The sequence below is a fragment of the Phycisphaera sp. genome (assembly GCA_025916675.1).
In the GTDB taxonomy this organism is placed as follows: Bacteria; Planctomycetota; Phycisphaerae; order Phycisphaerales; family UBA1924; genus JAHCJI01.
The window spans coordinates 2,542,046-2,567,304 of record CP098402.1 but is presented as its reverse complement, the minus strand read 5'-3'; the positions used below and the strand labels follow the sequence as shown (position 1 = coordinate 2,567,304).

At 67.8% G+C, this 25,259-nt stretch carries 13 protein-coding genes; 12 read left to right on the top strand and 1 reads right to left on the bottom strand.

Annotated features, from left to right (window positions below; translation table 11 throughout):
• Window positions 1-208 precede the first annotated feature (208 nt).
• The gene (locus NCW75_10945) at window positions 209-1,210 is read left to right on the top strand and encodes an AraC family transcriptional regulator (GenBank protein UYV11813.1); all 1,002 of its coding nucleotides are present in this window, start codon (window positions 209-211) and stop codon (window positions 1,208-1,210) included.
• Here NCW75_10945 and NCW75_10940 read toward each other — a convergent pair.
• Window positions 1,161-2,006, bottom strand: coding sequence for a 6-carboxytetrahydropterin synthase (locus NCW75_10940; protein ID UYV11812.1), 846 nt, complete (start codon window positions 2,004-2,006; stop codon window positions 1,161-1,163). The genes NCW75_10945 and NCW75_10940 overlap by 50 nt on opposite strands.
• 64 nt (window positions 2,007-2,070) lie before the next feature.
• On the opposite strand from NCW75_10940, the gene NCW75_10935 reads away from it, so the two are divergent.
• From NCW75_10935 to NCW75_10885, 11 genes are all read left to right on the top strand, one after another.
• Entirely contained in the window at window positions 2,071-2,685 is a 615-nt protein-coding gene (locus tag NCW75_10935) for a glutathione peroxidase (GenBank protein ID UYV11811.1), read from the top strand.
• Window positions 2,686-2,706: 21 nt separating this feature from the next.
• Window positions 2,707-3,384 carry a hypothetical protein gene (locus NCW75_10930; protein UYV11810.1) on the top strand — a complete coding sequence of 226 codons (678 nt, stop codon included), beginning with the start codon at window positions 2,707-2,709 and terminating at the stop codon, window positions 3,382-3,384.
• Between the two features lie 3 nt (window positions 3,385-3,387).
• Window positions 3,388-4,578 (top strand): type II secretion system F family protein, encoded by a 1,191-nt coding sequence (locus tag NCW75_10925; GenBank protein ID UYV11809.1) that lies wholly within the window; start codon window positions 3,388-3,390, stop codon window positions 4,576-4,578.
• A gap of 183 nt (window positions 4,579-4,761) precedes the next feature.
• Window positions 4,762-5,286 (top strand): type II secretion system major pseudopilin GspG, encoded by a 525-nt coding sequence (gspG, locus tag NCW75_10920; protein ID UYV11808.1) that lies wholly within the window; start codon window positions 4,762-4,764, stop codon window positions 5,284-5,286.
• Window positions 5,287-5,347: 61 nt separating this feature from the next.
• Window positions 5,348-6,280 (top strand): prepilin-type N-terminal cleavage/methylation domain-containing protein, encoded by a 933-nt coding sequence (locus tag NCW75_10915; protein UYV11807.1) that lies wholly within the window; start codon window positions 5,348-5,350, stop codon window positions 6,278-6,280.
• A gap of 3 nt (window positions 6,281-6,283) precedes the next feature.
• The gene (locus NCW75_10910; GenBank protein UYV11806.1) at window positions 6,284-6,772 is read left to right on the top strand and encodes a hypothetical protein; all 489 of its coding nucleotides are present in this window, start codon (window positions 6,284-6,286) and stop codon (window positions 6,770-6,772) included.
• Window positions 6,769-7,488: a prepilin-type N-terminal cleavage/methylation domain-containing protein gene (locus NCW75_10905; GenBank protein UYV11805.1), complete on the top strand. Its 720-nt coding sequence runs from the start codon at window positions 6,769-6,771 to the stop codon at window positions 7,486-7,488. Before NCW75_10910 ends, NCW75_10905 begins: the two co-directional genes overlap by 4 nt.
• Window positions 7,485-8,828: a helix-hairpin-helix domain-containing protein gene (locus NCW75_10900; protein UYV11804.1), complete on the top strand. Its 1,344-nt coding sequence runs from the start codon at window positions 7,485-7,487 to the stop codon at window positions 8,826-8,828. The genes NCW75_10905 and NCW75_10900 overlap by 4 nt, the downstream gene beginning before the upstream one ends.
• The gene (locus NCW75_10895; protein ID UYV11803.1) at window positions 8,825-10,369 is read left to right on the top strand and encodes a hypothetical protein; all 1,545 of its coding nucleotides are present in this window, start codon (window positions 8,825-8,827) and stop codon (window positions 10,367-10,369) included. Before NCW75_10900 ends, NCW75_10895 begins: the two co-directional genes overlap by 4 nt.
• Window positions 10,366-11,373 (top strand): hypothetical protein, encoded by a 1,008-nt coding sequence (locus tag NCW75_10890; protein UYV11802.1) that lies wholly within the window; start codon window positions 10,366-10,368, stop codon window positions 11,371-11,373. The genes NCW75_10895 and NCW75_10890 overlap by 4 nt, the downstream gene beginning before the upstream one ends.
• A gap of 83 nt (window positions 11,374-11,456) precedes the next feature.
• On the top strand, window positions 11,457-25,241 hold the full coding sequence (locus NCW75_10885; GenBank protein UYV11801.1) for a hypothetical protein: 13,785 nt from the start codon (window positions 11,457-11,459) through the stop codon (window positions 25,239-25,241).
• Window positions 25,242-25,259 lie beyond the last annotated feature (18 nt).

Genomic DNA, 25,259 nt, shown 5'->3' with positions numbered 1-25,259 from the left:
TCCGATGCGCGGCACAGTACAAAAGGGCTGCGGCTCCGATCCCAACACCATAGGGGGTGCTCTGGGGGGCGAGCCGCCGAAGGATCGACGGCCCCGCAGGGCCCGCTCGTAGCCACCTCGCCGAGGTCGCCGAGCCCTTCGAATTGTAAGAAGCTTGCCAATGAGCGACGGCTACCGGACGGACCGGCCGGGGTAAGGACTCTCTGTGATGAGGATGAGTGAACGGGACGCGTCGCGCTTCCACCGCCTGCGAGGCAGGCCCGGTGTCAGCCCCAACGAGTTGGTGGTCGCCGACCGTGACTGGTTGCACGGCCGCTTTCGCTTGCCGGTCGATTGGCCGGGCTTTGCCGACACGGGGCCAATCTTCTGGCCCACGGTGGTGTTCGCGCGCGACCCGGTGATCATCATCCAGGACGACGCCGAGCCCGTCGTTGCCGACCCGAACACGACCATGGTGTACAACGCGCTGCGTCCGTATAAGCGCCGCGCGCTCACCGATCGCGGCGATCGGTGCGAGTGGTTCAGCGTCGTTCCCCACGTCGCTATCGAGATCGCGCGGAGCCTTGGGCTGAAAGCTGAGAGCCCCGAGTCGCTCGCGCCGTTCACGCACACCACGTGCCCGCCCGAGTTGTATCGGGACCAGCGGCGCCTGAGCACGCAACTGGCCGACCCCTCGTCCGATCCGCTCGGCCTGGGCGAGGCGGTGCTTGACGTCTTCCGTCGTGCGCTCGAGCCGGGCGTGAGCGCGAAGCAGCGTCGCTCGGCCGCCGTGACCGAGCCCACACGCCGGGCGCACCGGGACTTGGCCGAGAACGCCAAGGCCGTGCTGGCCCAGCGGTATGCCGATCGCCTTACGCTGGACGACCTCTCCGATGAGCTGGACGTTTCACCCTTCCATCTCGCGCGCACGTTCCGGCACTGGACGGGGCAGACTGTGCATAAGTATCTGACGGCGCTACGCATTGCCGCGGCCCTTGACTACATCGCGCAGGGCATGGCCCTGACCGATGTTGCGCACGCGACGGGCTTCTCGAGCCACAGCCACTTCACGCAGACGTTCGGGTGCCTGCTTGGCGAGAGCCCGTCGGCTTGGCGTCGCAAGATCATGCGACCGGACGAGATCAAGCCGGTCGAGAGCGGGCCCGCACCGGCCCCGGGTGTTACGGCGAGGGATACGTACATCGCGTGCGATCCGTCTCCCACACCGTGACCTCACGCAACCGAGCTCCAGAGTTCGTCGCTTCGATCGCCTCGGCTAGCCGCTCGTAGCACACGCGTGCGATGTGCTCAACGCTCGGGTTGACGCCTGCCTGGCTGAAGTCGGGCGGGTCGATGTTCAGGTTTGTGTGGTCGAAGGGCGCGATGATCGTCTCATCGACCAGCCGCTCGAGGTCTTGCATCGTGAAGGGCATCGTGCCGGTTTCTGGCAATGAAGCTTCGACCGCCGGCTCGACCTGGTAGTTGTGCCCGTGGCCGCTGGGGTTGTTGCACTTGCCGAAGAGCTTCTGGTTCTCTTCGTCGCTGAGGCTGTCGACGTGCAGCCGGTGGGCGGCGGCGAAATCGAAGCGTTGGCGCAGGACGACGGTGGTCGCTGATGTGGCGTTCATGGTGATGCTCGAATAGGGGGTCAGGTTCCAGCGCAGGGCGGCCAGCGTGACGGGCAGCGCGGCTTCGAGGTCGGCCATCAGCTCGGGCAGCAGCATCGCCGGTTCGCACGCCGGGTCGTCGTGGCAGGCCAGGGTGATGAGTGGCACCACGGCGTCGCGCACGGCCTGGTCGATGGCCTTGATGTCGATCAGGTAACCCGTCACCGGGTCGGGCTCGCCGCGGGCTGTGACGTCGACGCTGTAGTACCGCCCCAGCCCGCGCATCGAGGGCCTGCCGGCGTAGCCGTTGGGGTCGGCCTCGATGTGGCCCGCGGGATCCCCGAACGAGGGATCGTTCACGCAGAATCGCGTGGTCCGGACGAGTTCGATGGCCTTCGTTTGGGTCGTGGATCCGCTCACACGTGAGGGTAGTACGATTGGGCCCCTGGGCTCATCCAGGGGAGACGCAACGGAGGGATTCCACATGCTCATGAAGACCGCACTCACGGCCTCGCTGGCCTCGTCATTGCTCGTGCTGACCGCCTGCTCGGGCGACGGCGACACGGACACGACCTATCGCACGCCTGAGGAGGGCATCACCATGGATGGCACGACGACCGACACCCAGAATGGCCCGTCTGTCCGCGGCGTCGGGTTCGAGATGGCCGATGGCTCGACGACTTCCATGGACGCCTACCAAGGGCAGGTCGTGCTGGTGGTCAACACCGCCAGCCGGTGTGGGCTGACGCCCCAGGTGGGCCAGCTCGAAACACTCCAGCAGGCCAACGCGGGCAAGTCGTTTACCGTGCTCGCCTTCCCGAGCGCGAGCTTCAACCAGGAGCCGCTCGGGACGGCCGAGGCGGCCGAGTTTTGCGCCGACATGGGCGCGACGTATCCCATCGCGGCCAAGGCCGAGGTGAAGGGCGACAACGCGCACCCGCTGTTCGCCACGCTCAGCAAGCAGGGCGGCGAGCCAACGTGGAACTTCACCAAGTACCTGGTGGGCAAGGACGGCACCGTCATCGCGCGATTCGACCCCAGGACGAGTCCCGACGACCCGGCGATCCAGGCGGCGATCGACGAGGCGCTGGAGGGCTGATCCGGGTCCTGCATCGAACCAATGCGGTCGCGTCCACGCATCCTGTCCATCCGGCTGATCGCGGTAGCGCTCGTGCTGGGCGTGGTGCTTGCGGTGGCGAGCGTTCCGGTGGCGGCGGTGGCGGCCCGCCTGCCCAGAGCGATCGGAATCAACGGTGCGTGGGACAAGGGTGCCCGGTTCTACGACGAGACCAGCGGCGTGCGATACCAGCGACAAGACGGGCCATTGGCGACCATCTGGGAAGCCAAGCGCCGGGCACCGTTCGGCAACTACCAACTCCGGGCGTATGCCAGCCGGCCGGCAATGCAGCAAGTAACCGCGGATCCGCGGCCTCGCTACGCGCAACTCGAGCTGGTCGGTGGCGAGGGCGAGGCGGCGGTCTATGCCGTCGGCTGGCCGATGCGTACGGCGTATGCGACGACCACCGACGGCTCGCACCCCGCCAACCGCGGCACGCCACTCTGGGAGCCTCGCGCGTTCGGTGAAACCTGGCCGGTGCCCTACGGGGTGTGGTGGCCTGGGTTGGTGATGAACAGTGCCTTCTACGCGGCACTTACGCTGGGGATGATGGTGCTGCTGCGATGGATGCGCCTGTGCTGGCGCATGATGCGCGGGCGGTGCGTGGCGTGTGGGTACGAGCTGGGAGCAGGCATCCACACATGCCCCGAGTGCGGGCTGGCGGCCGAACGCGTATCCTGACCCGTGCCAACCTTCCGCTACCAGGCAGTCGACGCCAACGGGCAGGCCGTCGCCGGCAAGCTCGCCGGGGCGAGCGAGGCGGCGATCCTGGGTGAACTCGCCGACCGGAGCCTCGTGCCCGTGCAGGTGGAGGCCGAGAAGCCGCGGGCGTCTTTGAGGCCCAAGGGGTTGGGCCCCCGCCAACTGGCCACGGCCTACCAGCAGGTGGCCGACCTGCTGCGGGCGGGCGTGCCGCTGATGCGGGCGATTACCCTTCTGGCTCGGGGCAAGAGCAAGCCGCGGCGGGCCGAGATCTTCCGGGGATTGGCCGAGGGCGTGTCGCGGGGCGAGGAGCTGGCCGACGCGATGGCCGCCCAAGAAGGGGTCTTCCCCCAGACCCACATCGCGATGGTGCGTGCGGGCGAGAAGGGGGGCAGCCTCGAGCCCGTGCTGGTTCGGCTGGCGGGCATGGTGAAGGCCCAGGCCGAGATGCGGGCCAAGCTATTCGGGGCGCTGGCCTACCCGGCGGTGCTGGTGTTCGTGGGCGTCAGCGTGCTGGGCATCATCTTCGGGCTGTTCTTGCCGATGTTTGGCGACATCCTCGAGCAGGTCGACCCGATGCCGCCCATCACCGTGGTGCTGTTCGCGATCAGCGACGCGGTGACGACCAAGGGGCCGATCACGGCGATCGTGCTGGCCATCCTCGTGGTTCTCGCGTGGCGGCTGAGCAAGCGGCCCGACGTCTCCAGGGCGATCGAGACCGCCAAGACCAGGGCCCCAGTGATCGGTCCGCTGGTGCGGAGCATCGCGGTGGCTCGGTTCTGCCGGACCTTCGGCACGATGCTGGCCAACGGCGTGCCGGTCTTGGCCGCGATGCGCATCGCCGAGGATGCGGCCGGCAACATCCTGCTGAAGGAGGCGGTGGCCGAGGCGGCCGACGCGGTCCGATCGGGCGAACCCCTGGCCGGCCCGCTGGGGGTAAGCGGCCTGTTCGATGAGGACGTGATCGAGATGATCTCGGTGGGCGAGAGCGCCAACAACCTGGCCGACGTGCTCGAGACGATCGCCGAGACCATCGAGACGCGGGTCGAGCGGCTGCTCTCGACGGCGGTTGCGCTGGTGGGCCCGATCATGCTCATGGTGCTGGCCCTGGTGGTGGCGTTTGTGGCTATCGGACTCATTATGCCGATGCTTGAGCTCAGCGACGTGGGCTGATGGGCTGGCTGGCCACGCCCGGATGTCGCGCGGGCGGATTTTTATGGCCGACGGGTGTTACGCACGCCGGTAAGTAAGCGTAAACTAATCGCAGGGCCATTCGGCCCGGTGACCACGTGGATTGGGTTGTCGAACAACGAGGCACAGGGGGCGGGCCGGCCGGGCCCGGAAGGTGACGGAACGATGCAAGAGACCAAGCATGGGGCGATGGAGCGCCGCAACCGAGTTCGTAAGGCCATGACTCGTAAGGCTTTCTCGCTGATCGAGATCATGATCGTGCTGGCCATCATCGTGATGATCAGCGGGCTGGTGGGCTTCGCGCTGCTGGCCCGCCGCGACGAGGCGAAGATCGACGAGGCCGAGATCAAGCTCAACACCCTCAAGGGTGCCCTGCTCGACTTCAACCGGCGGTACAACCGCTACCCGACCGAGGACGAGGGCCTGGCGGTCCTCTGGAGCAGCGAGACCGTCGATCCTGAGATCGAGGAGTCGTGGTCGGAGTCGGTGAGCGAGTCGATGCCCAACGACCCGTGGGGGAACCCCTGGGAGTACAACCCCGAGGGCCTCCGGCGTGAAGGGTACTACGACCTCTCGAGCAACGGCCCGGATGGCGAGCCCGAGACCGAAGACGACATTTATCTATGGGAAGACGACGAGGGCGGCATGGACTCGGGCAGCGGTCTGGCACCGCCACCGTCCGGCGGCTGAGTTGCGATGGCGATGGGCATCGAACGGCGGTAGCCATCGCTCACGGAGGGGAGCGTTAGCCATGCGGAGTCGGCGAGGCTTCACGCTGATAGAGGTGCTGGTGGCCCTCGGGCTGCTGGTGGTGGTTGCCTCTTTGGCGTTGCCGGTAGCGCTGACCAACACCTCGTCGGCGCGCGCGAAGACGGCCGAGCGGATCTTGAAGCTCTCGCCCAACACGGCGCGCGGCGAGGCCCAGCACCGGGGCCTGCCCGTGGCGCTCGTGCTGCTGCCGAGCCAGGACGGCCAGGAACTGCGACTCGGGTTGGTCCGCCAGCCCGACCTGGACAGCGACAGCGCCGCCGATCAGGCGGCCGACCCCGACGACGTCTCGACCTGGCCGACCGTTGATGAGCCGACGCTGTTGCCACCGGGCACGAGGCTGTGGGATGGCCAGGTGGAAGAGCTCGAGGCCTTCGAGGCGGCCGCTGAAGAGGAATCCGAGCGGGGCAACGGCTCCTTGCTCGATCGGTCGTTCGTCGAGGACGACGCCGAAGCCGCCCCCGAAAACGCTTTCGGCGAGCCTGCCGACGCCGTGGTGCTGGCGTGGTTCCTGAGCGACGGATCGGCGATGGCGGGCCGGGCGACCGTGGTGCGGCTGGCCGATGGGCAGGTCGTGCGTGTCCGTGTCGAGGCGCTCACCGGGCGGCTCGAGTTCACCCCCGCACCGGAACTCGAGGGGAAGGACGAAGATGAGCCCGCCGAGGAAGAAGAATCGTCGGACCTGCCCGATGAGCCTGTCGTGGACGAGGAGTCGCCCGAAGGAGGCGGGCTTGATGCTCTCGGGTTCGACGAGCTCGAATTCGAGCAGATCGAGTTCGAGGACCTGAGCAGCCGGTTTGGCGGTGGCTCGGACGAACCGGTCGAGCCCGGCAACAGCGGGGCCGATCAGCCCTCCCAACCCGATACGAGCGGCTCGCCCGATCGCACCAACCCCCAGCCACCGCAACCGAGATAGCGCATGCCAGCCAGCACGCGGCGGAGCCGCAGGCCAACCCAGCAGCACGGAGGGCGACAGGGCCGTCGAGGCACGGGCTTCGTGCTACTCGACCTCGTGCTTGCGCTGGCGATGTTCGTGGTGGGCGGGCTGGCCGTGCTCACACAGCTCGACTTCGGCGCGCGGCGGATCATCGACGCGGAGCACCGGATGGGGGCCGCGGGCGTCGCCCGCACGGCGATGGGTTTGCTCGAGAGTGGGGCCATGGGCGACCGCGAGCTGACCGGGCCGGCGAGCATGTGGGCGACGCCGGTGAGCGAGACCGCAGGTCTTGATCCGCAGGCCGAGTGGGTGTGCGAGGTCGAACTCGAGCCCAGCGAGTGGACCGATTTGTCGCTGGCTACGGTGCGCGTGCGGCGCGTGCCGGCGGGGGCGGAAATCGGCGAATCGCCCGTTCTGGCGACTCTGCGACAACTGGTGCAATTCGATGCGGCGGGTGGGGGTGGGCCATGAGCCGCACTCGCTCGCGTCAACGCGGCTTCACGATGCTGGAGGTGATGGTCTCGATTGCCATCCTTTCGGTCTTGAGCGCGGCGCTAATTACGTTCGGCTTCGGGCTGGCGGGCCGGCGGGATCGGCTGGTGCGTGAGGGCGAGCGCGGCGCCGTGCTGGCTCGTGTGCTCGACCGCCTGGAGCGAACCACCGCGAGCGCCGAAGAGCACGCGCGGCATGGCGAGGACTGGCTCGAGCTCTCGGGTCGCGGCGTGTGGCCCGCGACCGATCGCGCCGGGGTGCCGGCGGGGCCCGTGGGGTACAGCGCGCGGTTGTCATACTCGAAGTACACGGGCGAACTGGCGTGGCGCGAGTCGACCGACTCGGGCGAGACGGTCGAACTGGTCGTGGGCGACATCGAGGCAGTGCTGGTCGATCACTTCGATGACCTGGTGACGACATCGGGCAGCCAGCCGCCGCTGCGGGTGTGCGTGTGGCTGGCGCCAACGGGGTGGGAGCCTGCGACGCCGGATGATCTGGGACCGGATAGTGAGGGCGGCGAGTTGGTCGCTCCAGAACCCGAATTCGCCGACCTTCACGAGGAGGAACTGCCCACACGGCCGGCGGACATCGTGTTCGTGGTCGCCGCCCCCGCGGGAGCGAGCGTGCCGCGAAGCGAGGCCGGTTCTGGATCTGGCTTCGAGCCGGGCGGCGATCGCACGGGGGTCATGCCATGAGGCGTGCAGCGAGCGAACGCGGGATCGCGGTGCTGGTCGTGCTGGTGGTGCTGGCCATCGGCGCCCTGGCGGGCACGGTGGCGCTGCTGGCCGCACGGAGCGCGGGCGAGGCGGCGATGTTGTCGGCCGGGCGGTTGCAGTCTCGGCTGACCATGCGGTCGGGCGTGCTTGCGCTCGGGCAGATGGCTCGGGATCAGCGTGGCGACGTGCTGGGCGGGGCTGAGTTCGTGGTCGATGATCCCGTGGAGCTGTTCACCGAGGGCAACCGGACGGCCGTGTTCCGACTCGACGGTCGGATGACCGAGACCCCGGTGTCGCTCGACGCGCTGCTGGACGTGAACACGGCCGATGCCGAGATGCTGGCCAAGTTGCCGGGCATGGATGAGACGCTGGCCGATGCGATGGCGGGGGCCCTGCCGGTGCGGTCGCTGCGGGAGTTGCTTGAGGTCGAGGGCGTGACGGTCGAACTGTTGTATGGCGAGTACGACGAATTCGGGCGGCTGATCTCGCAGGATGCTCCCCTGGCGAGCTTGCTGACGGTGGGGTCGGGCGAGCCGGCGATATCGATCGGCGTTGGTGGCGCGACGCCCACGGCCGAGCGTGTGGATGTGTCCAAGAGCTTGACCGAGGAGGCCGCCGAGCGGCTTGGCGAGTTGCTCGACCCACAAGAAGGCTCGAATCAGCTCGTGGCTGCGCTGCGTCAGATGGATTCGCCTCCTGCGTCTCTGGGTGGGGTCGCTCGGGCCCTGCGGGCCTCGGGGCAGACTCTGGCAACGGCCGGGCAGGCCCTGGACACGGTGTGCATCGGCGCCGGGCCCGCTCGCGGGCGGGTGGACATCAACCGGGCGCCGTTCGAGGTGCTGGCCGTCTTGCCTGGGTTGGACGAGGAGTCGGCCCAGGGGATCGTCGATGCCCGCCGGAGCCTATCAGCCGAGCAGTTAACCGACCCGCTTTGGCCTCTGCGTGAGGGGCTGGTCGATGAGGAGGGAATGCTGGAGGCAGTGGATCGGATCACGACCAGGAGCGTGCGGTGGGTGTTGCGCGCCGAGGCGGGCATGGTCACGGTGCGCGAACGGTCGGTGGGGATCGATTCGCTCGAAGACGCGCAGCGGGCCCGGGCCGGCATGGCCGGCGACGACCAGGAGAAGCTGGCCGATCGGGTGGCGATGGACTACCTGGTGGACTTCTCGGGTGATCGCCCCGTGGTGGTGCCGCTGGGCGAGGTGAGCATCGCCGGCGAGCTGGCGGCGGTGGCACGGGTGCTGGCCGATGCCCGCGAGGCCGAGGGTGATTTTGGTCTGGCTCCCGAGCCCGCACCGGAGACCGGGGGCCGGCCATGAGCGGCACGCGTCTGGCTATGGAGTGGCACGCCGGCTGGTTGACGGCCGTGATGGTGGGCAGCGAGAAGGGCCGGCCCAGGCTGGGGCCCGGGCTGTGTACGAAGTTGCCCGATGGAATGGCGGCCAGCGACTCCCACGCTGTGGGTGAGTGGGTGGGTGAGCAGATCCGGCAGGCGGGGCTCGGCGGCAAGCCGGTGACCTGGGTGGCCGGGCGCGGCGACCTGCTGCTCAAGCGGTTGAGCCTGCCCAAGCCGCCCCAGGACAACCAACTGCCCGGGATGGTGCGGCTGCAGATGAGCCGGGCGATGCCGGTGCAGGGCACCGACGCGGCCACGGACTTCGTGGTGCTGCGTGACGATGGCGGGACGCTCGACCTGCTCGGTGCATCGGTGCCGGCCGAGCGGCTGGTGTGGATGCGGTCGATGCTGGGCGCGGCCAAGCTGAAGCTGGGCTCGGTGGTGCTGCGTGCCCAGTGCTCGGGGTGCATCGCCGGGCTGCCCGATGCCGGGCACGCGCGGATCGTGGTGTCGCCCGGGGCGTCGTCGGTCGAGGTGGTGGTGGTCGAGCCGGGCGGCGTGGTCACCAGCCGGGGGATCGACGCGACGTGGCCCAGCGGTGAGCAAGAGGGCTTCGTCCGCCGGATCGCCGTCGAGGTGAAGCGGACGTGGATGGGCTACCGGGCGGCGCAGCACTCGCTGCCGGTGGAGAGCGCGGTTGTCATCGGTGGTAGCGGGCTGTGCTCGGCCATCGCCGAAGCGGTTGCCGAGGTGATCGAGGCCGAGGCGACGGCGATGCCCGCCGATTCGTTCGCGATCGTCGATGCCGCGAATACCGCCGACCCGACGCGATGGCTCCCGCTGTCGGGCGTGGGCGTGGCGGCGTGCGATCGAATCGATCTGCTGAACCCGACCAAGGCCAAGGCCGAGCGGTCCCAGATGCGCGAGCGTGTGCTGCTCGGCGCGATGGCGGCCATCGCGGTCTTCGGTGGCGTGGGCTTGTTCGGGTTCATCAGCCTGGGCGATCTGAAGGCCGACGCCGAGCGGTTGCGGACGCAGAACAAGCGCCTGCAAGGCGACTACAGCGAGATGGTGCTGAAGAGCACGCGGCTCGAGCACCTCCGGGCGCTGCGTGCGAGCCGGCCCGAGTGGTCGGGGCACCTCGATCGCGTGCTAGAACACGCGGCGGCCTCGGGGGTGCGCATCGAGCACCTGAGCGGGTCGTCGAACGGGGGTGTATGGTTCGGCGATCCGGACGGGTCGCGGAGCTACTCGTTCGCCGATGGCGAGTACCGGCCGGCGGTTCGCGGCGAATTGTCGGTGCAGGGTATCGGCGAGCATCGGGAACTCGCAGGCATGGTGCGCGGCAGGCTGGTGAACGATCCGTTGTACACGGTGCACACGCAGGGGCCCGACGCCGGGCCGAGCTTCAAGCTGGAGGTTGACACGTCGGTGCGTTCGGTGCCGGTGGAGGGTGAGCAAGCGGCCGAGCCGGTCGAGGGAATGGAAGCCGGCACTGAGCCCGAACTCGGGGGTGAGCCGTGAACCCCAGGGTGATCCGGTTGGGTTTGGTTGCGGGCGGGGTGGTCGGCGCCGCGGCCGTCGCGTGGTGGGGATACGAGGCGTATTACGCGGCGCCCGCGGCGAGCCTGCGCGAGCAGATCGAGGATTTGCAGGAGACCAAGGATCGGTTCGAGGATTCCCTGCTCACCGAGAACAGGATCAATCGCGAGCTCGATGCGATCGTGGCCAGCTCGGTGCATGGCGATCGTGAATCTCTCGAACACCGCGTGCGCACCGCGTGCACGACGCTGGCGTTCGCGGCCGGGCTGACCCGGCTGGAGGTCAACTCGCAGCCACCCAGGACGCTTGGCAACCCCGCGGCAACGGTCCGGGGCATCACCACCAGGGAACGGCCATTCCAGCGAACGCTGAGGGACCGTGTCGATGCGACCGAGGTGCGCGTGACCATCGGCGGCGAGGGTTCCTTCGAGGCGGTGCTCACGGCGATAGCGTTGGCCGAAGCGCAGCGCTGGACGTTGGGCGTGGACAAGTGGGACATCAAGCCCGTTCGCGTGGCCGAGGGCCAGCCGGCGGTGTTCTCGCTGAGCATGACGATGACGGCGCTGGTCGTTGACGACGAGGGTGCGCTGGTGGGCGAGCTTCCCATCGACGCGATCGAAGACCGGGTGCTGGCGCAGGTGGGTTCGGTGGTGCGGGCCGATCCGTTCCGTACGGCTCCGCCGCCGGTCGTTGCCGTGGCGCCACCGCCCCCTCCGCCGCCGGTTGCCGCGTCGCCTCCACCCCCTCCGCCGCCCGCCGGCGAGGGCTGGCGGTTGGCGGGCTTGTGGCAGGGCGAGAGCGGTCGGTATGCGGTTGTGGTGCATCAGAGCGGGAGCCGGCGCACGCTGGCGCTCGGTGAAGAAGTCGGCGGGCTCCGGCTCGCCTCGGTGGTGGGTGATGTGGCCACGTTCGAGGCCGACGAAGAACGATTCGAGGTGCGCAACGGTGAGCTCCTGGCCACCGGGCGCGGAAGGGAACGGCGATGACCGTGGACACGCGACAGCACACCGGTTCGGATGGGCAAGCCGCGGAGCGGCGATCGGGTTCGCAGGCGAAGGGAGAGGCTCGGATGAGCGCAGTGGATAAGGGTCGGATCGCCGCGACGATGGTGCTGTCGTGTGGCATGGCCGTAAGCGTGCAAGCGGCGCAGGAATCGGCACCCGGAGCGGTGCTGGCCGAGGCACCCCGAACCGACCCTGCTCCTGGTCTGGAGGCTGAGTCGCTCACGCCCATCCGCTTCAGCTTCGAGAACGCCCCGTACTCCGAGGTGCTGGGCTTCTTCTCGCGCGAGGCCAAGGTCCCCATCATCTATCAGGCGGACGTGCCCGCGCAAGGCATGACGTTTGTCAGCGGCCAGTCGTACTCGTTCGAGACGGCGCTCGATATTCTCAACCGATTCTTGCTGCCGCACAACGTACGCCTATCGCAGGAAAACGAATATCTCTACTTGCGCTCGATTGCCGATGCGGCGCGTCAGCCCGGTTCGATCTTTCAGGGCGAGCTGCCCGGCGGGGTGCGTGACGGGGACATCGTGACGCTGGCCGTGCCGCTGACGAACATCGACGCGGCGGCGGTGGCCGAGCAGATCAAGGGCATGGTTGCTTCGTACGGCTCGCTGGTGCCGGTGCCCTCGCAGAACCTGCTGATCTTGACCGAGACCGGCGAGCAGATCCGGCGTATACGCGAGGTGCTGCGGCTTGTTGATAGCCAGCCGCCGAGCGATTCGGACTATCGGGTGTACCACCTTGCCGGCGCGCAGGTGGGTGACGTGATCGGCCCGCTGCGGTCGCTCGTGCCCGAGTACGAGAAGACCATCGTCAAGAACGGCAACCGCAACGAGGTGGTCGACGACGTCACACAGCCGCCGGTGCGCTTCGAGCCCAACGAGCGATCGAACTCGATCATCGCGATCGGGCCGACGCGGCGGCTGGAGACCGCGGCCAAGATCATCGATATGCTCGACCAGTCGGATGGCGGGGCTGTCGATAGTCGACGCATGGCGAGCTTCGTGCTCGAGGCGGTCAGCGCGCAGGAGGCGGCCAAGCAGCTCGATCGGCTGTTCTCGAGCGTGCCCAGCGATCGCAAGCCCACCGTTATCCCGATGGAGAGCCAGGGCAAGATCACCGTCGTGGGCAGCGCTTCGCTGGTGATGCAGGCCGAGGCGTTGCTGGGCGAGCTCGACCCCGGGCTGAACGACCGCGAGCACAGCGGCCAGCGGACGACGGTCATCACGCTGGAGCGCGTCGATGCGGCGTCGGTCGAGCGCACGGTCGGGCGGCTGCTCTCGCCGCGCCAGCAGCAGGTGCTGAGGTTCGCGTCGCTCGGGCAGGGTCGCTCGCTCATGGTCACCGGGCCGGCGGCCGATGTGGAGGCGTTCGAGGAACTGGCTCGCGCGTTCGATAGCCAGCAGACGTTCTCGCGTGACGTGCGGACGCTGACGGTGGGGCGTGGCGATCCCCAGGCCGTGGTCGATCGCGCGCTTGAGCTGTACGAGCTGAGCGGCATGGACGAGCGCGAACCATTGCGGATCGACGTCGACGTACCTCGCCGCCTGATCACGGTGGTTGGCCAGCGCGAGGGACTCGATCGCTTTGTCGGGTTCATGCGACAGAGCGAGGCGAGCGTTGTGGTTGATCGGGAGTCTCGCACATTCTCGCTTACTTCGGCCCTGCCGAGCCAGGTGGCCCAGCGCGCCGCGCGCGTGACCGACGCGATGCTGAAGCCTGCCGATGGTTCGGCGTATGACGCGCCGCAGTTCGAGGCGATCGACGAGATCAACCAGCTCATCGTTCGTGCGAGCGAGGGGCAGTACTCGGTGGTCGAGGCGATCATCGCGCAGCTCGACAAGCCCACGGGCGGCTCGCGGTTCATGACCGTGCCGGTGAAGAACACGACGCCGCAGGAATTGGTGGCCCGGGTCAGGCCCGTGTATGACGCCGAGGCTGCGCGTCGGGAAGATCCGTCGCTGAGCGATCTCAGCCTGACACCCGATGCGGCGGCCGGGGCGATCGTGGCGCGTGGTTCGTCGTCGGCGGTGGCGTTGTTCCAGGAGGTTCTCGGCCAGGTGCAGCGGCTGGTGCCGCCGGCCCGCACGACGCGGATGCTCGATTTTGAGTTTGCCAGCGCGGATCAGGTGCTTCCAACGCTCGAGAAGCTGATCGCCGATCGGGAGCCCGTCGACCCGGCGCGGGAAGCTCCGGCTCCCGTGATTTCGGTATTGGAACGCACGAATACGCTGGTGGTGAAGGCCGAGCCGGCGCAGCACGCGATGGTGACCGACCTCGTTCGGCGGCTGGACACGCCCGAGCCGATGGATCTGCCACCTCTGAAGCTGCTGCAACTGCGCACGGCCAACGCCGGGAACATCGCGCGGATGCTGAGCGACCAGTATCGCCAGCGTCCGCAGGCCGACAAGGTTGCTCGGCCCGTGGACGTGCGCGCCGACGAGGCGACCAACACGCTCATCGTCTCGGCCCACGAAGAGCTGCTCGCCGATATCAAGTCGTTTGTCGACGAGATCAACGAAGAGAGCACGCAAGGCCCCGAGCGGGCACCGCTGCTGTTCCGCCTGTCGGTGGCTAAGGCGACCGACGTGGCCGAGGCGATGAACCGGTTGTATCCCGAGCCGGCGATCCCACGCGATCGGCGTGGCCAGCCCATGCCGTGGTTGCAGCAGCCGCGCGAGGTCGTGGTGTCGGCCGACCAATCGAGCAACTCGTTGATTATCGATGCGCCGGTCGAGATGCACGAATCGCTGCGCGAGCTGGCGTCGCAGCTCGACCAGGTGGAGGTGCCGCCGAGCGCCGAGCTCCGGACATATCGGGTGGTGAACGCCGACGTGGCGACGATCAAGCGGGTCCTTGAAGGGATGGATCGGCAGGGCAACCTGAGCGCGCCGGCCCAGCCCGGACGGCAGAGCGTGCGCGTGACCATAGAGGCCGAGCCCCAGAGCGGCACGCTGATCGTCGCGGGCGATTCGGTGACGTTCGAGCGCGTGGAGGCGATGCTCGAGGACCTGTCGGCGGTGCCGACGGTGCGCGAGACCGCCATCGTCCCGATCGCCAACGCCGACGCGAAGGAGGTCGGCGATCGGGCGCTCTCGATCTATCAGGCCCAGGTGGCCGGGGTGCCCGGTGCGGGCGAGGTCGAACTCTCGATCAACGAGACGACCAACGCGCTCGAGATCGTGGCCGATGCGCGAGCAATGGAACGGTTCCTTGGCGTCATCGACCTGTTGCAAGACCAGGCCGGTCCGCCACGTGAGGCGCGGCTGATCCAGCTCCAGCAGGCGCGTGCGGCCGACGTGATCGAGTTCCTGCGAGACCTTGTCGGTTCCAGCAACTCGCTCCGCCAGCAGGGCGGGCCCGAGCCGGTGTTCGAGGCCATCGAGAGCACGAACGCGATCCTCGCGGCGGCGGTTCCGTCGCAGTTTGGGATCATCGAGCAGTTGGTGCGTGACCTGGATCGGCAGGAGTCGGCCGGCCGCCAGCCGCTGCGCATCTTGCGATTGCGTGCGACCGAGGCGGGCAGCATCGCGTCGATGCTGCAAGAGAGCTACCAGCGTCGCACGCCCGAGGAGCGGGCCCGCCAGCCGGTGGACATCCAGGCCGACGCGGCGACCAACACGCTGCTGATCTCGGCCCACCCCGACGTGATGCCCGAGATCGAGGCGGTGGTGTCGCAGCTCAATGACTCACGGACGATCGACGACGAAGACCGCGAGATCCGCATCTTCCCGCTCCAGCACGCTCGGGCGGAGGAGCTTGCTCAGACCATCGACGAGATGTATCCCGAGCCGCCGATGCCGCGGGATTCGCGTGGTCGGCCGCGACCGGACCTGCAGCAGCCCAAGGAAGTGGTCGTTCGCGCCAACCGCGGTACGAACGCATTGATCGTCGATGCGCCCAGCCGCCGTTTGGCCGGGTTCGAGCAGATCGTGCAGTCGCTCGATCGGTCGGAACTTGCCGGCGATGTCACCGTGCGGACCTATCGACCGCTTCGCGCCGAGCCGCAATCGGTGGCGACGGCGATCCGCGACCTGGCCAATAGCGGGGCGTTGGGCGGCAGCCCGCGCACGCCGCTGAGCGTGTCGGTCGAGCCGGCCACGCGTTCGATTATCGTGAGCGGGCCGGCCGAGGCGTTCACGCAGGTCGAGGCCTTGCTGTCCGATCTGGACGGCGCGCCGGCGCGGGCCGAGTCGTCGGTGAAGCTCTATAAGCTGAAGTTCGCTCGGGCCGATCGCCTGGAGCCGTTGCTGCGGGACCTGCTAACCACGCGGCTGCGCGAGCAGCAGCAGGTCGAGGGCGGGCTGGGCGTGGCCGACGTGGCCTCGCTGCTGACCGTGAGCGCCGAGCCGGCGACGAACACGCTGATCATCTCCGCGCCCCCTGTGGCCCACGAGCTGGCCGAGAGCCTGGTTGAGGCGCTCGACACCGACGAGGTGGGCGCGAGTGCGCCGGTCGTGCGTGTGGTACCCCTGAGTTATGGCCGCGCCGATCAGATCGGTCCGCAGCTCCAGCGTGCCGTGTCCGATCTGGTGTTACCTAGCGGCGGCGGTGTGCGTGTGAGCGCGGTCGGGGGCGCCAACGCGCTCATCCTGACCGGCGCGCAGAGCGACCTGGAACTGGTCGGCACGCTGGTTGACGACCTCGACACACCGCCGTTCGACCCCGAGGCGGTGGGTGTGGAGACCTTCGAGCTTGCGCACGCCGACGCCGAACGAATCGGCCCGGTCATCGAGCGCCTGCTCGAGCAGCAGCGCGAGACCAACCAGTTCATTCTGCGGGAGTTGCTCCGGCGCGATCCGTCGGCCACACAGGTCACGCCCGTGCGCGTCGAGATCGATAGCGCGACCAACGCGTTGCTCGTCTCTGGTCCGTCGAAGATGGTGGAACTCGCGCGCGAGCTGATCGAGCGACTGGACCGCCCCTCGGCCGAGAGCAACCGAACGCTGCTGACCTATACGCCGGTGCGTGCCGATCCGCAGGCGTTGGCCGACGCGGTGTCGGGCATCGCCGATCAGACGATCGCGATGGACCGACAGGGCCTGGAGATTAGCGCCGAGCCGAACACGGGTACCGTGCTGATCGTGGGCGGTGAGGCTGCGGCGATGCAGGCCGTTGAGTTGCTCCAACGCTTCGACGACCAGTCGCCGGCGATGCCCGTAGCCGATGTCACAGTCGTGTCGCTCCGCAACGCCTCGGCGACGAGCGTGGCGCAGACGATCGAGCCGCTGCTGAACGATCGCGGGCGCTGGCCGGCCGAACTCGTGCGGGCCGAGCGTGCGGGCATGTCGATCCCGCGGCCCACGGTGCGCGCCGATGCGCAGGCCAATCGGCTGGTGCTGAGCGTGCCCAGCGCGATGATGTCGATGGCCAGCAAGTTGATCGAGGCGATGGACGCGGCCCCCGATGGCCAGGGTGAGCTCGGCGTTCGGTTGGTTCGCTTGACCCAGGGTGACGCCGACTCTGTGGCGGCCGCCGTGCAGGACGCGCTGCGTGCGGGTCTGCGGCCCGGCCAGCCCCAGCCCACCGTGCGCGCCGAGACGCGCAGCAACAGCATCGTCATCTCCGCCTCGCAGTCGCAGATCGACGAGGCCGTGCAACTCATCGGCGAGATGGACGTACAGGTCGAGCCCGAAGCGATCGGCGTGCTGACGCTGCGCCTAAGGCACACGCGGGCCGAGACGCTGGCGCCGATCCTCGAGACCATATTGCAGCAGGAGTCGGTCGTGGATCTGCTGCCGTGGTGGGCGGTCAGCGGATTCGCCGCGTCGAACCCCGATCAGGCGGTCAAGCCCACGATCCGCGTGATCCCCGAGCCGGGCAGCAACACGGTCGTGGTCGCCGCGCCGCGGCCGATGCTCGAACTCGCCGAGCAGGTGGCCGCAGAACTCGACGTTCCCGAGAGCTCGACCGGAGTGGGCCAGCGGATGGTGCGTCTGATCCCGCTCCGCAACGCCGACGCGGCGCAGGTGTCCCAGAACCTGGCCGGCGTCCTGACCACCAGCGAGGGCGGCGTCGAGCCGCCGGTGATCAAGGTCGACCAAGGCAGTAACACGCTCATCGTGCGCGGCACGGCGGCGCAGATGCAGGAGATCGAGAGTCTCGCCCAGCAGATCGACTCGGCAACGCTGGCGGGGAGCCGGCAGATGCGGCTGATTCCCATCGACCGTTCTCGTGGTGACGCGGCGGCGGTGGCGCAGACGCTGCAACAGTTGTTGGAGAGCCAGGGTGGTGTGAAGGTCGAGGTCATCGGCGTCGACGAGCTTCTCAAGGACAGCGACAAGCCCATCGGCCCCGGTAGTGCGTTGCCGCAGCGGCGTGACCCGCTGGCCGAGGCCGTGATGTCGGCGGTGCTGGCCGGCGTGCAGGAATCGCAGCCGGAGGAGTCGGAGGAGCCGAGCGCGACCGATGACGAGCCCGCCGAAGAGCCCGAGCCAACCGTGATTATCGCTGTCGACCCGGCCACGAACACGCTGGTTGTGGTGGGTTCGCCGCGTGTCACCGATCGGCTGGCGGCGCTGGCCGATCAGATCCAGCAGCAGATGCCGCGCCAGGCGACACGCACGCGCGTGATCCGCCTTCCGAGTTCGGCCGACGCGAACGCGATCGCGCAGGTCGTGCGTCAGACGGTGCAGCGCGTCGGTCGCGCGAGCACGGAGAACCCGTCGGGTTTTACCGGGAATCCTAATGTCGTTCCGGATCCCATAGGCTCGTCGCTCATCGTGTGGTCGAACGATACCGACTTCGAGGTGCTGGGCGAGCTGATTGCGGCGGTGTCCCGGCTTGAGGCGAGCGAAGAGCTCACGCTCAAGGTGTACCCGCTGGTCAACATCGACGCCGAGGATGCGGCGCAGTCGATCAACGACCTGGTGAGTGCGCAGCCGACCGGGCAGCAAGCGCGTCGATTTCGCGGCCGCCAGACCGGTCCGTCGCGCGCGAGCGACCTGACATTGCTCGGGCCCGATGGCCAGCTCGTGCAGGCCTCGATCGATCCGGACGCCGTGCGTGTGCTGGCCGATCCGAGTGGTACGCGGCTGGTCGTCACCGCGCCCAACGACGTGCTCCCGCTCATCGATTCGTTCGTGAGCCTGATCGATCAGAGCCCGTTGGCCGATCGCTTGTCGATCCGCCGTTATGCGCTCGACAATGCCGAAGCGCAGCAGTTGTCTCGGGCCTTTCGCGATCTCTTTCGCGCCCAGCGGCGTGGCCCGGGTGGCGGGTCACTGCCCGAGCCGAGCTTCGTGGCCGATGATCGCACGAACGCGTTGCTGGTGACGGCTTCCAGCGAGCAGCACATCGAGATCGAGCGATTGCTGATCGACGCCGACGCGCCCGCGCGGGACGAGGGCCTGGAACTGGCTATTCTTCCGTTGCAGAACGCCTTGCCACGCACGGTGGCGCAGGTGATCAATCAGGTGCTCATCGGCAACGATCCCGGTCGCAAGGGCAAGCTCAACGTGTCGGCCGACGACGACGCGGGCATGCTGGTGGTGCGAGCCGATCCCGAGTTGCTGGCCGAGGTGCGGGCGCTGGCCGATCAGCTCGATTCGGCAAGCGTCGAGGGCGCGCCAATCCGAACGATCAAGCTCGAGACGGCCGACGCGCCAACGGTGGCGCAGGCGATCCAGCGGTTCATGAGCGACCGTGCCGAGTCGTCCGGACGTGGCCGTCGCGGCCAGACCCGAGTGAACGTCGTGGGTGAGCGCCGTAGCGGCACGCTGATCGTTGCTGCGTCGGATGAGGACTTCGCGCAGATCGAAGAACTGGTCGGTGCGCTCGATATGCCCTCGGCGGATCGCGACCTGCGGATGGAAATCGTGCGCATCAAGCACGGGAGTGCCGAGGATCTTGATGAGACGGTGAGCGATCTCGCGATCCAGCTCTACGACGAGCGGGTGTGGGGCGGGTGGAACCGCGGGCAGGACGCCCCGCCCGAAGACAAGCTCTACACCACGGTTCACGAGCCGAGCAACAGCATCATCGTGATTGGTCAGGGCGAGACGATGGATCTGGTGCTGGGGCTGATCGGGAGCCTCGATCAGGAGAACAGCGACGTCACACGCAAGATCGTGCGCACCGTGCCGATCAAGGATGGCGACCTCAACGCGATCGCCCAGATCATCCGCCAGGCGTTCGAGGAGAACGACAGCGGGCGTTGGTGGATCAGCTTCGGTCAGGAGACCGTGAGCGTTTCGGTTGATCGCCAACGCCGGTTGCTCATTTTGGTGGGTGAGAAGGCCAAAGTCGATCAGGCCGTGGGGTACGCCGAGACGCTCGCGGCCACGCCGGGCATCGAGGGGCGCGAGATTAAGGTCATCCCGCTGCGCCACGCCAACGCGCAGCGGGTGCAGAACACGCTCCAGCAGTTCTTTGCCCAGCGGGCCCGGGCCGAGGGGCGCGGCAACAGCGAGGTCACGGTCATCGGCTCGGCCGATGGGAACATCCTCATCACGACCGCGGGCGAGGACGACATGGCCCTGCTGCGCGACATGGTGGCGCAGATCGACCAGCCCGACCTGCCGGTCGGCCGCAGCATCGAGGTGTTCTCGCTCCGCACCGTGGACCCGCGCGAGGCCGGCGACGTGATCCGGAGCATGATTCCGAGCACCGGTCGTGACGATGCCATCCGCGTGACGCCGCAGCCCAGCCGCAACGCGATCATCGTGTCGGCCCAGGACGAGCAGTTTCCCCACATCAGGGAGATTCTCGCCAAGATCGACACGGACACGGCCTTTCCCTTCGTGAGCGTGCAACTTGCCGAGGCCCGCGCCCCCCAGGTTGCCCAGGACCTGCGCAGCGCCATCCCGGATGGGATGAACGTCGAACTGACCGCCGTCGAGCGGACGAACACGATCATCATCTCGGGCGGCAACGAGGAATCGGTGGCGTGGGTGCGCGAGCAGATCGCGTTGTTCGATGTCGCCAGTGCGCCGCCGGCCACCGAGTTTCGCCGTGTCCAGATCAACCACGCCCAGGCGGTCGACATCTGGCTCGCCCTGCGGGAGACCGTTCGTGCCCAGCGCCGCGAGCCCGGCGAGCCCCTGCCCGGCGTGGAGTACAGCGTCGGCGAGAACGTCGTGACGCTGACGGCCGAGCCCGACGAGATGGACCAGCTCGTGAAGATCATCGCCGAGCTCGACATCGAGACGGGCGGAGAGCGCACGACGCAGTTCATCAAGCTGCGCTTTGCGGAGGCGAACCTCGTGTCCGAAGCGCTCCGCTTGTTCTACGGCCCACGCGCCATCGAGGCCAAGAGCCAGGCCGATCGGGACGTGAGCATCCTGAGCGACGCGGTGACCAACACGCTGATCATCGCCGCGGGTGAGGAGCAGTGGGAGGGCATCCGCAACCTGCTCGATCAGTTCGATACCGAGGCGTACTCAACCGGCCGGCAATTGCAGGTGATCCCGCTGCGCAACGCCGACGCGCGGAGCGTGGCCAACGCGCTCAACGAGGGCTTCCGCGCCCCGCTCGAGCAGCAGATCCAGCGTGAGCAAGCCCGCCGCCAGGGCGAGCAGGGCGGCGACCGCCGCCAGGTCTCGCCGGACCTGCCGACCGTGCTGATCGATCCGGGTGAGACGCCCGTGGTGTCGGCCGAGGTCGAGACGAACTCGCTCATCGTGTTTGCCACCGTGCAGGATTTGGAACGCATCGAGACCATTGCCAAGGCCCTCGACGGTGAGGGCGCGGGCCGGCTCCCCGAGGCGCGGGTCATCGCGTTGTCGTCGGGCCGCGCGTCGCGCATCGCCCAGGCCGTGCAGCGGATCTTCATCGATCCGCTTGGCCGCAGTGGCCCGCGTACGCCCGTCGTGTTCGGCGACGATGCGAGCAACATGATCGTGTTCCGTGGGTCCGACGCCGACTTCACCCAGGTCCGGGCCCTCGTGCAGACGCTCGAGACCGAAAGCTCGTCGGCCGACGTGCGCGTGCGCACGCTCGTGGTCAAGGGCATCCCCGCGACGCGGATGCGCGACACGCTGCTGAATTCGTTCCGGGTTCGTGCCCAGCAGTTGGGCGAGGGCGTGGGCATCGAGGTCGATCGCGATAGCAACGCCCTGGTCATTGCCGCCAGCGAGCGGTTGTTCGAGGAGATGAAAGAGGTTGTTGAAACCCTGCAGGGCGAGCTCGCGGGAATCGAGGGCCAGGTCGACGGGCTCGATCCCGCCGGCCCGATGGGCTTGGGGCAGGCGATCCGCATCATCACGCTGGCCTCGCACGCGCCCGATCAGATGGTGACGCTCGCCAACCGGCTTGGGCTCACTCGCCCCACGCAAGCCGATCGGCCCGGTGTGGTTGCCGAGCCGATCACGATCGTGGCCCTGCCCTCGCGCAACGCCGTGGCGGTGGTCGCCAGCGCGGCCGACGCCGACCGGGTCGAGCAGCTCGTGCGGGCCATCGACGACGGCGGGGTGACCGACGCCCAGTCGGTGTCGCTCGTGCCTCTCAAGACCGCAAGCGCCGAAGACGTGGCGCGCGTGGTGAGAGACATGCTCACGCCACGTGCCGAAGATGGCCAATCCGCGATGGCCCAGGCGCTCGCCGAACAGGTGCGGCGCCGCAAGATGGGAACGGGTGAGGGCGGGCCCGAGTTCGACCTCACCGTTCCGGTGCAGTTGGGCGTCGATTCGGGCTCGAACTCGCTGCTGATCGCGTCATCGCCGGCCAACGTGCGGGCCGTCGAGCAACTGGTGGCCACGCTCGACCGGCTTCCGGTGGGCGAGGCCGTGGTCGCTCGCATCTTCCCGCTGGGCAACGCCGACGCGGGCCGCATCCAATCGATCATCGAGGGCCTGTTCCGCGAGGGCGAGGCTATCCGACGCGTGCCGGGTACGCAGCGCGAGGGCGTGCCGACCACGGCTACGGGCCAGGCGCTCGCTGGCGAGGTAGCCATCGAGGTCGATGCGCGGACGAACTCGCTAATTGTCGTCGGTCGAGAAGAGGGTGTGGCCTTCGTCGAGGTACTGCTGGCCGATCTCGATAGCGAGGAATCGGTCGGTTGGATCGAACCCACCATCATCACACTCGAACACGCCGACGCAACGGACCTGGCCGAGTTGATCCGCGGCACGCTCATCGACGGTGTGGCCGACGCGCCCCAGGCGGCGGGCCTGCGTGAGCAGGTCGGCCGCCTGCGACTGGTGCAGCAGGGCAAGGACCCCTTGGAAGCGGGTGCCCGGCTCGACAGCGACCTGTTCGGCACGCTCAGCGGGCTGACGATCCTGCCCGAACCCAACGGCAATCGTCTGATCGTGGTGGCCAGCCCGGCCAACCTGCGCATCGTCAGCGAGCTCGTCAAGATGCTCGACGTCGAGGCCGCGGCCGCGAGCAATCAGGTGCGTTTCTTCGCGCTCGAGCGGGCTTCCGCGGATCGCGTAGCGAGCCTGCTCGAAGACATCTTCGATGACCGTCGCCGCGCCGGCATCGACCGGGAGGCAGACACCGTCATCATCCGCCCCGACCTGCGCACGAACACGCTTGTCGTGTCGACCAGCCAGCGGAGCTTCGCGGTGCTCGACCAATTGGTGGAGCGTCTCGATCGCGACGAGCCCGACCAGACGGTGGGCCTGCACACGATCGACGTGGTCGGGGCCGATGTCGAGCAACTCGCACCGCGGATCGAGCGCCTCATGCGCGATCGCATCGAGGCGAGCACACGCGGCGGCCAGGTCGAGTCCGCGACCGACGTGTTCTCGATCGAACCCAGCCGATCGACCAATCAGCTGATTGTCGTCTCCAGCGAGGAGAATCTTGAGGTTGTCAAGGGCTTGGTCGAGAGCCTCTCGCGCGAGGTGATCAGGCAATCGGACACCGCCGAGATTGCCCTGATCGGCCTGGAACGCGGCCGGGCTTCGCAGATCGTCGAGTCGATTCGTACGCTGTACGTCGACCCGGAAAACGACAAGCGTGGTAGCAACGCCGTGAGCGTCGTGGCCGAGGATCGCAGCAACTCCATCGTCGTCAGTGGCACGGCCAACGACATTGCGAGAGTGCGCGAGCTCACCCAGCGGCTGGACGTGGCCGAGGTCCGCCTCCGGCAGCTCCTCCAGCGTGTTGAATTGGAGAGTGCCGACGCCCGGGAGGTCGTGCAACTGCTCGAAAACCTCCTGTCGGGCCGCAGCGTGGGTGGGCAACCCGGCGAGTCGGCTTCGATTATCGAGTTCCGCCGGCAGATCCGCGACGAGATGGGCAACGGGAATGGTGAGTACGCGATTACCAGCGCGGCCATCGACGATTCGGTGCGCAGCCAGATCTCCATCGAGGCCGATGAACGCACGAACGCGGTGACCATCATCAGCCCGCCAGAGGTAATGGACCTGATCCTGGGCTTCATCGACGAGGTCGATCGCAGCGAAGTGGACGATCGCATCCTGAAGTATTTCCAGCTCAGCAACGCCGATGCCGAGCAGATGGCCGTTGTGCTCCAAGAGCTCTTCAGCCTCCAGCGGCAGGGCGACCAGCTCATTCTCGTGCCCTCACGCCGTCGCAACGAAGACCCCACCGTGCCCTACGAGGCCCAGCTGACGCCGGTCTCGACCGAGCGCGAGCGGCTGGCGATCACCATCGACTACCGCACCAACACGCTCATCGTGTCGGCTACGAAGGAGTACGTCGAGCTGGTCACCGACGTGATCGAGCGGCTCGACGGGATCGAGGCGACCGAGCGTGAGGAGGTGGTCTACTCACTCCAGAACGCGCAGGCCGATGAGGTCGAGCGTGTGCTCGCGTTCTACTTCGAGACCCAGGCCGATCGCATCCGCGAGCTTATCAGCGGGGACAGCGGCGAATCGCTCAGCCGCGTGCTCGACCGCGAAGTAATCGTGGTTGGCGATCCCACGAGCAACAAGGTCATCGTGTCGGCTTCGCCGAGGTATATCGGTACGGTGAACGACATCATCTCCGAGCTCGACGCGGCGCCGCCACAGGTGCTGGTGCAGGCGCTGATTGCCGAGGTCACGCTGGATGAGAGCGCGAGCTGGGGCCTGGACTTCGATCTGTTTGACTTTGGCGGCGACATGTACGACTTCGGCATGAGCGCCGCGGGCGCGGGCGTGGCCACGTCGGTGGGCCTGCCCAACCTCTCGCTCACGTCGGCCGACTTCGGTTTGGCAGTCCGCGCTCTCGAGGGCCAGGGCCGCCTTGAGGTTCTCTCGAGGCCTTCCATCCAGATCAACAACAACGAGGAGGGCAACATCCTCGTCGGTGACGACATCGCCATCATTGAGAGTGTCAATACGTTCGAGAATGGCCGGACGCAGGCGAACGTGACGAGACGCAACGTCGGTATCGAGATGCTCGTCCGGCCGTCGATCAGTTCCGACGGCTTCGTCCGCATGGAGATCGCCCCGCAGATCTCCTCGCTTTCCAGCCAGGTGACCCAGATCAGCGAAGACTTCGCCGCCCCGATCATCAACACGCGCGAGGTGCAGACGACCGTCACCGTGCGCAACGGCGAGACCGTGGTCATCGGCGGGCTCATCCAGACCTTCAACGACAATCGCAATACCAGCGTGCCGCTCTTCGGAGACCTGCCGGGCGTGGGTTGGCTCTTCCGGACGCGGGAGAAGAACAACCGCCGCACCGAATTGCTCGTGGTGCTCACGCCGCGCATCATCCCGGGAGGCCGCGGCGGCGTGGCCGAGGCCCGCCGCGTGACCGGCAAGGAGATGTTTACGCACACCGGAGCGGCGAGTAAGATGATCGAACGCTCTGACGTCTCGGGCCTCTCGATTGAGCAATTCGATCCGCGGTACTTCCCAGAAGAGATCCTCATGGATGAGAACCAGATGGGACCGCAAATCGGCCCGTATCTACAACCAAAGCTTCGTGAATCTCAAGAGGAGAACAAGTGATCGAACGTGCTCGATGCC

What these genes read in the sequence shown, in the direction of transcription:
- NCW75_10905 (UYV11805.1), top strand. Translation starts at nt 6,769, where the DNA reads ATGAGCCGCACTCGCTCGCGTCAACGCGGCTTCACGATGCTGGAGGTG.
- NCW75_10930 (UYV11810.1), top strand. Translation starts at nt 2,707, where the DNA reads ATGCGGTCGCGTCCACGCATCCTGTCCATCCGGCTGATCGCGGTAGCG.
- gspG (UYV11808.1), top strand. Translation starts at nt 4,762, where the DNA reads ATGCAAGAGACCAAGCATGGGGCGATGGAGCGCCGCAACCGAGTTCGT.
- NCW75_10895 (UYV11803.1), top strand. Translation starts at nt 8,825, where the DNA reads ATGAGCGGCACGCGTCTGGCTATGGAGTGGCACGCCGGCTGGTTGACG.
- NCW75_10935 (UYV11811.1), top strand. Translation starts at nt 2,071, where the DNA reads ATGCTCATGAAGACCGCACTCACGGCCTCGCTGGCCTCGTCATTGCTC.
- NCW75_10885 (UYV11801.1), top strand. Translation starts at nt 11,457, where the DNA reads ATGAGCGCAGTGGATAAGGGTCGGATCGCCGCGACGATGGTGCTGTCG.
- NCW75_10945 (UYV11813.1), top strand. Translation starts at nt 209, where the DNA reads ATGAGGATGAGTGAACGGGACGCGTCGCGCTTCCACCGCCTGCGAGGC.
- NCW75_10910 (UYV11806.1), top strand. Translation starts at nt 6,284, where the DNA reads ATGCCAGCCAGCACGCGGCGGAGCCGCAGGCCAACCCAGCAGCACGGA.
- NCW75_10915 (UYV11807.1), top strand. Translation starts at nt 5,348, where the DNA reads ATGCGGAGTCGGCGAGGCTTCACGCTGATAGAGGTGCTGGTGGCCCTC.
- NCW75_10900 (UYV11804.1), top strand. Translation starts at nt 7,485, where the DNA reads ATGAGGCGTGCAGCGAGCGAACGCGGGATCGCGGTGCTGGTCGTGCTG.